17 protein-coding genes, 1 pseudogene and 1 riboswitch are annotated in these 13127 nt (G+C 53.8%); of the genes and pseudogenes, 14 read left to right on the top strand and 4 right to left on the bottom strand.

What is annotated here, in order from left to right; all coding sequences use genetic code 11:
• Positions 1-12: 12 nt before the first annotated feature.
• Positions 13-135 carry a hypothetical protein gene (locus BN3277_RS26235; protein WP_262362871.1) on the bottom strand — a complete coding sequence of 41 codons (123 nt, stop codon included), beginning with the start codon at positions 133-135 and terminating at the stop codon, positions 13-15.
• Between the two features lie 85 nt (positions 136-220).
• A complete protein-coding gene (locus tag BN3277_RS13215; protein ID WP_059043375.1) occupies positions 221-523 on the bottom strand; it encodes a hypothetical protein in 303 nt (100 codons plus the stop codon).
• 196 nt (positions 524-719) lie between these two features.
• Positions 720-823, top strand: a riboswitch (TPP riboswitch).
• A gap of 152 nt (positions 824-975) precedes the next feature.
• On the opposite strand from BN3277_RS13215, the gene tenA reads away from it, so the two are divergent.
• The 10 genes and pseudogenes from tenA (at position 976) to BN3277_RS13170 (ending at position 8164) form a co-directional block, all read left to right on the top strand.
• Entirely contained in the window at positions 976-1680 is a 705-nt protein-coding gene (gene tenA, locus BN3277_RS13210; RefSeq protein ID WP_059044780.1) for a thiaminase II, read from the top strand.
• 47 nt (positions 1681-1727) lie between these two features.
• A pseudogene (locus BN3277_RS25100) lies at positions 1728-2367 on the top strand (hydroxyethylthiazole kinase).
• Positions 2364-3182, top strand: coding sequence for a bifunctional hydroxymethylpyrimidine kinase/phosphomethylpyrimidine kinase (thiD, locus tag BN3277_RS13205; protein ID WP_059044777.1), 819 nt, complete (start codon positions 2364-2366; stop codon positions 3180-3182). The pseudogene BN3277_RS25100 and the gene thiD overlap by 4 nt, the downstream one beginning before the upstream one ends.
• A 38-nt stretch (positions 3183-3220) precedes the next feature.
• Entirely contained in the window at positions 3221-3862 is a 642-nt protein-coding gene (thiE, locus tag BN3277_RS13200; RefSeq protein WP_269147771.1) for a thiamine phosphate synthase, read from the top strand.
• Between the two features lie 315 nt (positions 3863-4177).
• The gene (locus tag BN3277_RS13195; RefSeq protein ID WP_059043372.1) at positions 4178-4771 is read left to right on the top strand and encodes an RNA polymerase sigma factor; all 594 of its coding nucleotides are present in this window, start codon (positions 4178-4180) and stop codon (positions 4769-4771) included.
• Positions 4768-5370, top strand: a complete 603-nt coding sequence (locus BN3277_RS13190; protein ID WP_059043370.1) for an anti-sigma factor family protein — start codon at positions 4768-4770, stop codon at positions 5368-5370. Before BN3277_RS13195 ends, BN3277_RS13190 begins: the two co-directional genes overlap by 4 nt.
• Positions 5371-5443: 73 nt before the next feature.
• Positions 5444-6043: a histidine phosphatase family protein gene (locus BN3277_RS13185; protein ID WP_059043368.1), complete on the top strand. Its 600-nt coding sequence runs from the start codon at positions 5444-5446 to the stop codon at positions 6041-6043.
• A 116-nt stretch (positions 6044-6159) separates the two neighbouring features.
• Complete coding sequence (locus BN3277_RS13180) at positions 6160-7248, top strand: DUF5302 domain-containing protein (RefSeq protein ID WP_059043366.1); 1089 nt, start codon at positions 6160-6162, stop codon at positions 7246-7248.
• A 157-nt stretch (positions 7249-7405) separates the two neighbouring features.
• The gene (locus BN3277_RS13175; protein WP_059043364.1) at positions 7406-7912 is read left to right on the top strand and encodes a gamma carbonic anhydrase family protein; all 507 of its coding nucleotides are present in this window, start codon (positions 7406-7408) and stop codon (positions 7910-7912) included.
• 66 nt (positions 7913-7978) lie between these two features.
• A complete protein-coding gene (locus BN3277_RS13170) occupies positions 7979-8164 on the top strand; it encodes an IDEAL domain-containing protein (protein WP_009226994.1) in 186 nt (61 codons plus the stop codon).
• A 72-nt stretch (positions 8165-8236) separates the two neighbouring features.
• Here the strand turns inward: BN3277_RS13170 and BN3277_RS13165 are convergent, their stop codons facing one another.
• Both BN3277_RS13165 and BN3277_RS13160 read right to left on the bottom strand, forming a co-directional pair.
• Positions 8237-9541, bottom strand: coding sequence for an MFS transporter (locus BN3277_RS13165; protein WP_232436422.1), 1305 nt, complete (start codon positions 9539-9541; stop codon positions 8237-8239).
• A 21-nt stretch (positions 9542-9562) separates the two neighbouring features.
• On the bottom strand, positions 9563-10042 hold the full coding sequence (locus BN3277_RS13160) for an ArsR/SmtB family transcription factor (RefSeq protein ID WP_059043363.1): 480 nt from the start codon (positions 10040-10042) through the stop codon (positions 9563-9565).
• Between the two features lie 167 nt (positions 10043-10209).
• Here BN3277_RS13160 and BN3277_RS13155 point away from each other — a divergent pair, with 167 nt between their 5' ends.
• The 4 genes from BN3277_RS13155 (at position 10210) to BN3277_RS13140 (ending at position 13015) form a co-directional block, all read left to right on the top strand.
• Positions 10210-10647 (top strand): DUF2487 family protein, encoded by a 438-nt coding sequence (locus BN3277_RS13155; protein ID WP_059043361.1) that lies wholly within the window; start codon positions 10210-10212, stop codon positions 10645-10647.
• Positions 10648-10818: 171 nt separating this feature from the next.
• On the top strand, positions 10819-11361 hold the full coding sequence (locus BN3277_RS13150) for a QcrA and Rieske domain-containing protein (protein WP_059043359.1): 543 nt from the start codon (positions 10819-10821) through the stop codon (positions 11359-11361).
• Positions 11362-11377: 16 nt separating this feature from the next.
• Positions 11378-12049: a menaquinol-cytochrome c reductase cytochrome b subunit gene (gene qcrB / locus BN3277_RS13145; RefSeq protein ID WP_016311825.1), complete on the top strand. Its 672-nt coding sequence runs from the start codon at positions 11378-11380 to the stop codon at positions 12047-12049.
• Between the two features lie 90 nt (positions 12050-12139).
• Positions 12140-13015, top strand: a complete 876-nt coding sequence (locus tag BN3277_RS13140; RefSeq protein WP_059043357.1) for a menaquinol-cytochrome c reductase cytochrome b/c subunit — start codon at positions 12140-12142, stop codon at positions 13013-13015.
• The last annotated feature ends 112 nt before the right edge of the window (positions 13016-13127 follow it).

The raw sequence follows: 13127 nt of genomic DNA, 5'->3' as shown, positions 1-13127 counted from the left end.
CGGGCGCCTCCGTCAGTTATCGGAAGTGGGGGCGCCCGTCAGCGTTTCGATATCGTTGGAACCATAGAAAAACAAAACCACCAGGATGATGATCACAATCAATTCTGAGAAACCCTCGCCGTCAAATTGACTCATCGGTAAACCCCCGCATCTTGGATAGTTATCGTAAGGTGAACAGTTCTTCCGGTCGGTAAGCTGTGCGAATCATGAGCGAGCCGATTCAGGAGGAATTGTCCGCTTTTTTCTTCATAGCATTAACGATGTCGTTGATGGTGATATCCCCGTTTTCGTTGAGGAAGTTCAGCAGCTTGTCGGCATTGGCGTCACTGCTGATCGTTTTGTATTCGCCAACGAGGGAGACGAACATGGTCGCGTTGCGGTATAACTGGACGGAATCCACGCGAAGCTTGCCGGAGAGCAGCAGCGCTGCTACGGTATATTCCGGGGTTTTGGGCCGGAAACCGCCCTTTTTGCCGTTTTTCTTGCTGGAGGACGAGGACTTGTTCTTTCCGGCTGAGTTCATGGCTTAACCTTCCTTAACTTGATGGAGTCCGGTTGCATGTCATGGGAACAGATCGGGAACAATTCCCTGTTATTTATGCTATGCAGTCGGGCGGGGTTGGTGTAGACGAGAGACGCAAGCAATCCAACTATTCTTTTTACTGGACGGGATTGACAATCCAGGCAAGGGTCGGTAGAGTAAAAGATGAATTACATAGGAAATCCACTAGGGGCGCCGTAATCGGCTGAGACAAGAGACCATCTTGGACCCTTTGAACCTGATCTAGTTCATACTAGCGTAGGAAAGTGGAGCCGGCCCATGTGAAAGGGTCTTAGGCTGCCGTATACCGGATTGCCTAGGGCTTGATACAGCCGCTCCCTCTACGGAGCGGCTTTTTTGCGCTCTCATGGCCGCGGGGTTCGCCGTTGTCCTCTCGGGGGATTTCCTTGCCAATATGACGGGAGGTGGAGATGTTGAGTTTTTCTCAAGAGTTGCGCAAGCAGGCGGACGGAATTTATCAAGCGATATTCGATCATCCATTTGTCAGAGGGATTGCGAGCGGCCAATTACAGAAAGAACAGCTGATTCATTACGTGAAGCAGGACTTTGAATATTTAAATGCCTATATGCGGATCTACGGGATCGCGATTTCCAAGTGTCACACCCGCGAGGAGATCGCGGTGTTCAATCAACAGATCGATTTCATCTTAAACAGCGAGATCCATCCACATCACAATTTCTGCCGAGTCGCCGGGGTGAACTTTGAGGATCTGCAGGGCTTTCCGCTTGCGCCTTCGGCACATCATTACATCCGTCATATGCTGACGGTGGCCCATGAAGGAAGTTTGGGAGAAATTTTTGCAGTGCTCCTGCCTTGTCCATGGACTTATCTGGAGATCGGTCAGAAGCTGCTGGAGGAAGTACAACCAACGCCGGAGCATCCGTATTATGAGTGGATCACGTTCTACGGTCAACGGGCGGGAGGTGTCACAGAAAAGTTCAAACAGGCGTTGGACCAATGGGCAGAAACCGCCAATCCGGCGGAGCGACAACGTATGGCCGAGCATTTTTTGCAGAGCTGCCAGCTGGAATATCTCTTCTGGGACATGGCGTATCGGCTGGAAGACTGGCCGGTAGCCCTACCGATGCTGCAGCCGGACGTCGCGGCGAGCCGCTGACCTTTCCGCGAAACCAGTCAAATGATCGAAAGAGAGGTTGAAAGTCCATGAGCTTGTTAGAAAAAGAACTTTCCGATGTCCTGGAAAAGGTACAAAATACGAAACCGCTCGTCCATAACATCACCAACGTTGTCGTCACGAATTTTACGGCCAACGGCTTGTACGCGCTGGGCGCGTCACCGGTCATGGCTTACGCGCCCGAGGAGGTGGCGGATATGGCTAAAATCGCCGGGGCGCTCGTCCTGAACATCGGCACGCTATCGACGCCGCAGGTTGAGGCGATGATCCTTGCGGGCCGGTCGGCGAACGCCCACGGCGTACCGGTGCTGCTTGATCCGGTTGGCGCGGGCGCCACCGCGTTCCGGACCGAATCGGCCCTGCGCATCCTGCGCGAGGTGAAGGTGTCGCTCGTGCGCGGCAATGCGGCGGAAATCGCCCATCTCTTCGGGGAATCCCGCGAGATCAAGGGCGTGGACGCCGGCGACGCCGCGGGCACCGAAGCGACCGATGGCGTTCTACGGCGCCGCCGCCTCCCGAGCGGCCGAGCGGACGGCTTCCGCCGGCCCGGGCAGCTTCCAGATCGCATTCCTCGACGAGCTGGCGAAGCTTCACCCGCATTCACTCAAGGGTCACGCGGCGGTGACCGAATTGCAGGCGACCGGCACCGGCGGATGGTGGGTCGGATGAGCCGGATCGCCAGAGCGTTAACGATTGCCGGGTCGGACAGCGGCGGCGGAGCCGGCATTCAAGCCGACCTCAAAACGTTCCAGGAGCTGGACGTTTACGGCATGTCGGCGATCACCGCGGTGACGGTCCAAAATACACTAGGCGTATCGAAGGTCTACCCGCTGCCTCCGGAAGCCGCCGCGGAGCAAATTGAGGCGGTTGGTTCGGATCTTGGCGTAGATGCGTTAAAAACCGGGATGCTGTTCAGCGCGGAGATCATCGAGGCCGTTGCCGCGCAAATTCGCGCTTTCGGCTGGACCCAAGTGGTCGTCGATCCGGTGATGGTCGCTAAAGGCGGGGCTTCCTTGCTGCAGTCGGAAGCGGTGCAGGCGCTGCGCGGGCAGCTGCTGCCGTTGGCATATCTCGTGACGCCCAACCTCCCTGAAGCGGAGGTATTGTCCGGCTTGACGATCCGCAGCATGGAGGACCGCCGTGAGGCGGCCAAACGAATCTGTGCCTACGGGGCGCGTCAGGTCGTTGTCAAAGGCGGCCACGATGTAGATCCCGGCGACCGGATCGTCGATTTGTATTACGACGGGGCGGCCTTCACCGAATTGGTTGGGCAGCGCATTCCCACGCCGCATACGCATGGCACGGGCTGCACGTTCTCGGCCGCGTTGACGGCGGAGCTCGCCAAGGGAACGCCGGCCCTGGAGGCGGTGCGAATCGCGCGAGCCTTTATCCAGGCAGCGATCGAGCAGGAGCTTCGGTTGGGACAGGGGCATGGCCCGACCAACCATTTCGCTTATCGCCGGCTGCAAGGAGCCTCCCGATGAGCGGCGGTGTCGGGAGCGGCCGCATTGCGGGAGACCGCATGCGTAAGCTGTTGCGCGCGTATTTGGTGCTTGGCAGCACGAACTGCCGTGACCATCCACTCCGCGTATTGGAAGAGGCGCTAACCGGCGGCATCACGCTGGTGCAATTCCGCGAGAAGGGGCCGGGAGCGCTCACCGGGGAGCCGCTGCGTGCGCTTGCCGTCCAGCTGCAGGCGGCTTGCCGGCGGCGGGGTGTCCCGTTCCTCGTCAACGATGACGTGGAACTGGCCCTCGAGATCGGGGCCGACGGCGTTCATGTCGGCCAGGAGGACGAGGCGGCCGCGCGGGTTCGCGACCGGATCGTCGACCGCATCCTCGGCGTCTCCGCGCACACATTCGCCGAAGCGGAGGCCGCCGTACGGCATGGCGCCGATTACCTTGGCATCGGGCCGATCTATCCCACGGCCTCGAAAGCGGACGCCAAGGCGCCGCAAGGGCCGGGCTTGATCCGCGAGCTGCGCGCCCGCGGTATCACCTCACCGCTGGTCGGCATCGGCGGCATCACCACGGAGACGGCGGGTGAAGTGATCCGCGCCGGGGCGGATGGCGTTGCCGTGATTTCCGCTGTCACGCAAGCGACTGACGTCCAGGATTCTGCGGCGCGCCTCTACGCGGCTACGGCAGCTGACTTACGCCCCTAGCTTCGGCTCAAAATGACGGCCCAGAGCTTTGCCATAATAGGCAGAGCTCTGGGAATTTATGGATCGGCTGGCAAGGATAAATCGCATCCCTTCGAATTTTGCCATGAATTAAGCAGGATTGGATGTTTTTATAAATCCAACTCCTGTGGTATAATATCTTCGATGTTTGGCTACACTGCTAATTTGCTTTCATGTCGATTAAATTTTTTATCGAAGTTACATAGATCACCGCAACTTTTTGAAACCTGTTCGGTAATAATTGTTGGAATCGAACGGGAAGATGGCCCATGGAAGCGCGAGGAGGATCGCACCTAAATGACGGATTCCCAAATGATTCGCGAGATTAAGGAAGGCAATACGGAGCTGTACTCGGAGCTTATGCGAAGGTATCAGCGGAAGATCTTGGCCTTCGTTTATCACATGTTAAAGAGCGCTCATATGGAGCTGCTTGCCGAAGATTTATGCTCGGAAACGTTCTATAAAGCATTTCGCAGCTTGCATTCCTTCAGAGAGGTGGATGCTTCTTTCTCAACCTGGTTGTACACGATTGCCCGGAATACGGTGCTCAGCGAACTCCGCAAGCAAAGAAACGGCAACGTCCCCTTGGATGAAAGCGGGATCGTTCCCGTAGCGCCAAGCGAGATCGCCCCCGAGCAGGCGGTATTGCGGAGCGAGAAAGTGGGCATGGTGAGAGAAGCGATCAACAATCTGCCGGAGAAGCAAAGATCGGCTTTGATCTTGCGCGAATACGATCAATTGGATTACCAGGAGATCGCGAATATTCTGGGGCAGAGCGTCAGCGCCGTGAAGTCGCTGTTGTTCCGGGCGCGCAGCAGTGTTAAAAGTCAGCTTGAACCCTACTTTTATGAACCCATCTACGAGCATTACGAAGGGATGAAAAGCAGATGAATTGTAGAGAGGCCCAAGAATTGTTCGGATTGTTGCGGGATTTGCCCGAACAACACCCTCAGCGACTTATGCTGGAGCGGCATCTTTTGGGCTGCGAGTCTTGCACGGGCGAATACCAACAATGGGAAGAAAGCTTGGACATGCTGCAGTACATACCGATGGAAGTGACGGAAGAACAGGCGGAGGCGGTCAACCGGCGGGTCATGGATCGGATTTATGCCGAATCACCATGGCTGGCTCCCGACGTCAAGCGCGGCGTCACTCGCCGGATTCGGCGGAGAGTCGTGTTTTGGGCCGCTAGTTTTATAGCCATCTTCTTATGCAGCTTCGTTTTTCTGTTAATGGATCACACTTCATCCGATCGGAATGCGGCAGAGCCGATGACGGGAATCCTTCCAACCGCGGTCGCGGCAGCCGAATCGGAGTCGGAGGCGTATACGGAATTTTCCATCGCCTTGCCTAGCGTCTCGCGAGGGATTGTAGAACCATTTGCCGTGCAGATGGGGCCGGCTTACCCGCAGTACTGGATGGTGTTATCCATGGGGGGCATGCTGCTGGCGCTCATTTCCTGGAAAGGGCTACGCCGCACCAAAAGATAAACGTTGGTATACCAAACGCTTCTCCCGCTACTGGAGCGGGCGGGGCGTTTTTTACATCTAAAGGGGGATGCATATGCTCGTTGGTTTGATTCGCCACGGACTCACCGATTGGAACGCCATAGGAAGAATACAAGGGCAAAGCGATATTCCCTTAAATGATGAAGGGCGGCAACAAGCTCGGCTGCTCGGCAAAAGATTAAAGGAAGAAGGCGAATACCGCTGGGATTTCGTCTTGACGAGCAACTTATCGCGGGCGCGGGAGACCGGTGCGATTTTGGCCGAGACGTTGGGGATTCCGCTGTACGATCCCGATTCGCGCTTGATGGAACGGTCATTTGGCCAGGTTGAGGGCATGACCTGGATGGAACGGGAAACGTTATGGGGGAAGGATTGGGACCGGCACGAGCTGGGGCAAGAGAAAGAAGAGGAGATTCGTCAGCGGGCTCTGTCCTTTATGAGCGATTTGGCGGAGCGTTACGCAAACAACAATGTGTTGGTCGTTTCGCATGGCGGCCTGTTGGCTCAGTTATATATCGCTTTGTACCAGGAGCAATGCCAGGAGCGGATTGGGAATTTGTCTTTAACCATATTGGAGAGAAAAGAGCAATCCTGGGATTTGCGTTTGTATAATTGCACGCGCCACCTGAAGGAAAGTGTGGAGGAACCGAAGTAAACCGGCTTAGGCCGGCTTATTTTTTTTGCCTATTTTTTGGGATAATTTTCGAAGAACGGGAATAAACGCCGGAAAACCTTCCCATAATGGGATTAAAACGGCGAGGCGGTAAAACTATGAATCTGGCGGATATGCTCACTTTTGCCGATATCGGTCAACTCAGTAGAATAGCGGATCATTACCGCTGCGAATGCAGCGGGCACTCGAAGCATGAACTGATTCAATCCATCCTGCAGACGGTAGGCCGACGGGATTTCATCGAGCGGCATATCGGCGGCATGAGTTTGGAAGATTTGCGTTTCCTGAACACCCTGTTGTTCGATGGACGCCGTCAGTTCAGCTTGGAGGAACTGATCGCCTGTGCGCAGGGCTCGCGCTTTACTGACGATGCCAAGGAGCGGGAAAGTCCGCGGGAAATGATCACCCGCTTTCGTCAGCAGGGTTGGCTGTTTAACGGAACAACCCAACAGACTCGCTACCTGTTCGAGGTCCCCGAAGATTTAAAGCGGCGGTTTCGGGAAGCCCTGGAACGCCGTTTTCTTGCCGAAGTGAAGGCGGCTGCCGCCGAACCGCCGATGTACCGCGAGGAGCCGGATATGCTGTCCGCTGACCTGTTGCTCTTCCTGCAATACGTTTCCCGGCATGATATCCCGCTCAACAGCGAAGGTGTCATGTATCGGAGAAACCAGGTGCAGATTCTGGAATCGCTGCACGTATCCGAGGGATTGGTAGGCAAAGGATGGCGTTTTGGGTACGGCCGCCGTTTTAAGGATTACCCGAATCGCTTTGCGCTCCTTTACGATTATGCCTATCATACCCGTCTCATTCAGGAGAATAACCATCGCCTGGAATTGACGGAGGCAGGAGCCGCTTATCTGGCGGAGGAACGCAAGGAGCCCATGATACAGTTCGTCCGCTTCTGGTTAAGACTATATAAAGGGCCCATTCCTAACTTGCTGTCTCTGGTATACTGGATCTTGTCCTGCTCGAAAGATTGGGTGACGGTACCTTCGTTGTTCGAAAGAGTTGAGGTGCTGATCAAACCGTTCTTTTACGACACTCCGGCTTCGATGTTTGATGAGCGAATCTTACAGATGATGTTGCATCTGGGCATGGTACGTTTCGGGGAAGACGAGCAGCGGGAACGGTATGTGCAGGCCTCTCCGTTTGGGAAACAAGCGGTACAACAACTCCATAAGGCCTAAGCGTTGAATTCAGAAATCAACGCACCTACATAAACTTCTACAGCAAAGAGGCTCCGGCCTAGGCCCAGCGAGCCATCCGGGCGGGAGGAGGGGCCGTTGACACGGGTGCCCTGAGTTGGTACAATCACTCGCAATTCGAGCGAGGAGAGTGATCGGCGTGTTGATTCCCTATCAAGGGAGATCCCCTCAGGTGGATAGCAGCGTGTTTATTGCGGAAGGAGCCAAGCTGATTGGGGATGTCCGTATCGGCAAGGAGTCGAGCATTTGGTATAACGCGGTACTTCGCGGCGATCTGGCAGAGATCGTCATCGGCAGCCGCACTAATCTGCAGGACGGCGTGATCGGACATGTGAATACGTCCCAGCCTTTGATCGTGGGCGACGACGTATCCGTAGGACATGCCGCCGTGATCCACGGGTGCCTCATAGGCACCGGCACATTAATCGGCATGGGGGCGATCGTCCTAAACGGCGCGGATATCGGTGAATATGCTTTAGTAGGAGCAGGTTCTTTAGTGACGGAGAATACGAGGATCCCACCCTATACGCTTTCGCTGGGTTCACCTGCTAAAGTTGTTCGAGAGCTGACCGAAGCGGATTTGGACCGAATGCGGCGGACGACGGAAAGTTATGTGGTTAAGGGAAAAGAATATCGAATTCCCTAGATGAGAGTCCTAAAGTCATCTACGGGTGCAAAGAAATCATGGAATGAGGGTTTGGAGGTGCATCCTATGGATCAGATGAAGGTTACTTATGAAGCAATGCTTGGATTAGCGGCGGAAATGATATGGGACGAAGCGCTCCGGAAGCATCGCTCGGAACAGATCTACAACGAGATCGACACCGCCCTGGCGAATGGCGATGAGGTTGCCTTCCGGCTCCTGACGGATGAACTGAAAACATTGGAAGAACGCTGAAGGTAAACCGCCCCTTCTGTTCATGAGGATCATGAACGGATGGGACGGTTTTTTTGCAGACGCGAAATGGAATTAATCGTAGTTGCGAACAGCCGGGGTAAACATCACGGCCAAAACAGCCAGCGTGCCGATGGAGGCAAACAGCGCAATCGTCTGCAAGCCCCCGATCACATCCGCCAACCAACCAACGAGGATATAGCCGATCGGGAGCAGGGCGAACGACCCGAGCATATCCAGGCTAGCCACACGACCGAACGTTTCCTGCGGAACCAGCTCCTGCAGGCTGGTCTCCCAGATCAAGCCAAACATCATCAGACCGAATCCTTCCAAGGCAAAAAGGGCGCAGAGGACGGCAGGGGCAGGAGCGGTAGCCATCAGCAGCAAGGAGATCCCGCTGAGTAATGCACCGCCATAGGCAATTACTCCGCGGTGCCGCCAGTGCCTCTTTGCGCCAAACAGAACACCGGCACCAATCGCGCCAACGCCTGAGCAGGTCACAGCAAGACCGTAAACATACGGCTGTAAATCCAGATGGATTTTAAATAACCAAGGGATAACCACCGTGACAATCGCACCAAAGCAAATATTAACCAACGAAAAGGCCACTATGGTAATCCACAGCCAAGGTTTGGCTTTCAGCACGGCGAAGCCTTCCTTGAAATCCGCACGCATTCCTGCGCTCTCGTCGGCAGCCCTCGGTCGATGCGGGACAAGCTTCCTTAGCCCAAACAAACAGAGAAACGAAGCGACATAGGTCAAGGCATCGAGGGCAACTCCCCAACCGGCAGAGAAGAACGTGACCAGAACTCCTCCCAGGGAAGGTCCGATCAAACGAACCGTTTGATTGCTGATTTGGGTTAGCGCATTGGCGGAATTACGGATATCCGGGGTGAATACCGTTGCGCGGGTCGCGGCATAAGCGGGCTGAAATAAGCCGTCCATTAAGCCATATGATGTGACCAGGATAAACAGCAATTGAATCGTTAAAGCATCCGCAAATAACAAGACCGCTAAGGTAGCCATCACCGCAAAACGAAGCATATCCGTCAGCAACATCAAATTCGTGCGGTTATAACGGTCGACTAGTGTGCCGGAGATCGGCAGCATAATGATGTTGGGCAACATATATGCGGCCATAAGCAGTCCCATCGTTGTGGTTGATCCGGTAAGGGAATAGACGATGATCGGCAGAATCACCAAGGTAACCGAGCTGCCAAGGAAGGAAACCAACTGTCCGAGCCATAAATAGGGGAAGGCATTAGACTTGCGGAACGGCTCAGCGAATCCTGCTAACGGGTTTCGGGTTGTTGGTTTGGGGGAAGGCTCGGCAGTCAGACTGGCCGCGCCGTCTTCCATTTGTGAAGTTTCGAGATTCATAGATTCGGGTCCTCCTCGGATTCAATCGGAACTTGAGTCACTATCCTGCACGCGTCCCAAGGTAAATAATACGCCGTACTCAGCGCCGTCGGTGTCCTTTGCTTCCCATTTCCGGATCAGGACATCCAGCTCGTCTACGAACTCCTGATATTGCGCCGGGGAGAGCAGTAAGCGGGTTGCTGCCCGGTATTGCGGCATGCCTTCGACATAATGGAAGCTGGGGAAGGGTTCAGGCTTAAAAAACGTAGTTTTGGAACGGTAATACTTCTCAAGAACGCCTCCAGCCGTTTGGGTGCTGACCAAATCCAGCAGTCCGCCGTCATACAGCTTCTGAATGTGATAATGCACGTTGCCGGGAGTTTTGCCTAGAAGGTCGGCCACCTGCTTGGAGGTATGAGGTTCCTCGGCCAGCACATTCAGGATTTTGATCCGCAATGCGCTCTCCAAGAGCTTGCTTTGTTCAGCGTTGATGGGCATCGGGGATTTTTTGCTGCTGCTCATCCTAGAACCTCCTCAAGTGAATGTGGGTAAGAACACGTTCTGGAAAATAAATCGATCTAAAAACCAGTACGATCTGGATTGCAGATCGATTTTAGGTTAGACAGGATGGATTTGTCAAGGATCTCTGTTTATAATTGGGAGACATCGATCGGAAAAGGGGTTAGGGTATGAAATTCAGTGAAATCGAAGCATCCTCCTGGGAGGAGTTGCGCCCTTATTTGGATACCTGCCTGATCCCGGTTACGGGATTAACCGGGCGGGAACAACCGTATGAAGTGACGGAAAAATTGGAAAGACTGAGGGATGTACTCGATTGGGTGGAAATCCCTTTCAATGGGCGAGTGGTCACCTACCCGGCGTTCCAATATCAAACGGAAGGAATGACGCAAGCGATAAATGACCTGTGCCGAAATGTCAAGTCCAGCGGATTTACGTTTGCTATTGTCGTTTCGGCTGATTTCGAGGGGAAGACAGAGGAGCTTCCGCATGCTGATTTAATCGTGACACCGCGCGGATTCGCGCTGGATTCCGGGGAAGGAGCCGGGGGACGAGTGAAAGCGGCTATACAAGAATTGTGGTTAAGTAAGAAGGGGCCGGGTTTGTGACAAAATATCGACAATTTAAGGCGGGACAAGCTTTTCAACGGTCAAAAAAATGTGTCAAATTCTTGACGCTCTTAAAACGCTAATATATTATTAATATGTCTTACGCGATGTTGTGATAAATATCATTGTAAAACTCGGAAACAATTGCTTGACAAAGGGGGTTGAAGACATATGAGCAATCAGCATGACCCGCAGGAATCCTCGCATAAACCGCCTATTCGCAAAGAGATGTCCCGTCGGCAATTTCTTACATACACGCTAGGGGGCGCCACAGCATTCATGGTGGGTGGGGTGACGCTTCCTATGGTTCGTTTTGCGGTGGATCCGATTTTGCACAAGAAGGGCGAAGGCTCCTTCGTTAAAGTTGTGGAAGTCAGCAAGATCACCAACGAACCGCAGGAATTCTCGTTCGAGCTTAAGCAGCAGGACGGCTGGTATTTAAGCACGGCCTCCCTTACAGCTTGGATTCGCAAAGACGAGAGCGGAAATATTTATGCGCTTTCACCGATTTGTAAGCATTTGGGATGTACGGTCGGCTGGAATAACGACAAGAGTTTCCCGGATGAATACCACTGTCCTTGCCATGGCGCGCATTACACGAAAGAAGGCAAACAGTTGGCGGTCGCTTCCAAGCCGCTGGACGAGTACAAGGTTATGATTAAGGACGATTGGGTATATCTGGGGGATATCATCCCGAACACCATCGTGAAATAAGGAGGCGTAGATTCGGATGTTTAAAAATGTGTACAACTGGATTGACGAACGTCTTGATATCACGCCGATTTGGCGCGATGTAGCCGATCACGAGGTCCCGGAGCACGTTAACCCGGCGCATCACTTTTCCGCGTTTGTGTATTGCTTCGGCGGCCTGACGTTTTTTATTACCGTCATCCAGATTTTATCGGGGATGTTTCTGACCATGTATTACGTTCCTGATATCATTAACGCCTATGCCAGCGTGGAATATTTGCAGACGCAGGTCGCATTTGGCCAAATCGTCCGCGGGATGCACCACTGGGGGGCAAGCTTGGTTATCGTTATGATGTTCTTACATACGCTTCGCGTGTTCTTCACCGGCTCGTATAAAGCCCCGCGCGAAATGAACTGGGTTGTAGGAATGCTGATTTTCTTCGTCATGATTGGTCTCGGTTTGACGGGATACTTGTTGCCATGGGATAACAAGGCGTATTTCGCTACGAAAGTAACCTTGGAAATCGCCAACTCCGTACCTGTGTTGGGCCCGGTCATTAAGGAACTGCTGCAGGGCGGTACGATCGTAGGCGCGGAAACGTTAACTCGGTTTTTTGCCATTCACGTGTTCTTCCTTCCAGCGGTATTGCTGATCCTTTTGGTGGGTCACTTTATCATGATCCGCAGACAAGGGATTTCTGGCCCGTTGTAAGAGTTGACATCGAAATGCACTTGTCGTGCATCTTGATCTGAATAATGAAGTTTTCAAATACCTCTATAAAAGAAGGGGGGCAAAAGGGACATGGCTCATCAAGACAATTCTAAGGAAAAAGTCGTGTTCGTTGGCGATTCCCGCGTCCGCAAGGGCAAAGGTTTTATTACGCCGCCGGATTATACGGCTTATCCCGGCAAGTCGGAAGCGTTCATTCCTAACTTTTTGCTGAAGGAATGGATGGTCGGCGTCGTCGTGCTTGTTGGCTTCCTGGTGCTGACCATTTCGGAACCGGCTCCGCTTGGCTTCCCGGCTAATCCAACCGCTTCGGTTATCCCCATGCCGGACTGGTACTTCCTGTTTCTGTACCAATACTTGAAATATCCGTATGCCTCCGGCGATTACGTCGTACTAGGGACGTTGGGGATTCCCGGGGTGATGTTCGGCGGGCTGCTGCTCGCACCATTCCTGGATCGGGGGAAGGAGCGCCGCTTCTATAGACGTCCGATCGCTTCGGCGCTGATGCTGGTGTCGATCGCTGCGGTCGTTTACTTGACGAACTTCGCTTGGACGCATTACCAGCACGAGCTTGAAGCATCGGGGCAGGTGCCTGAACATATTCAGCGGGAAGAGAAAGCCCGTGAGAATCGGGAAAAAGGCTTGCCGACCTCCAACGCAAACCGCCAGGAAGAGGTGGCTATCGTGGATAAAGATGATCCGGCGATGGAAACTTATAAGACAGCGACTTGCATCTCCTGCCATGCTGCAGACCTGAAAGGTGCAGGCGGACCTTCGCTGCGTGGGGTTGGCGACAAGCATGACAAGGAAGCGATTCTCTCGATTATCAAAGAAGGCTATAACGGCAAGATGCCTGAGATGTACACGACGGCGATCAACGCCGGTTTAACGGATCAGGACATCGACCATTTGGCCGAATGGCTTGCGAAACAAAAGTCGGAACAGTAAAATAAAAGAAATCCAAAAACCTGATCGTGTTGCGGTCAGGTTTTTTTAAGCTTGCGCACCGATTGACGTGGATCGAGACGGTGCCATTTTCGTGTAAAAGAGGGATATCGCG

This window comes from Paenibacillus rubinfantis (assembly GCF_001486505.1).
Lineage (GTDB): Bacteria > Bacillota > Bacilli > Paenibacillales > Paenibacillaceae > Fontibacillus > Fontibacillus rubinfantis.
The sequence above is the reverse complement of the archived record's forward strand: the minus strand, read 5'-3'. Positions and strand labels throughout refer to the sequence as shown.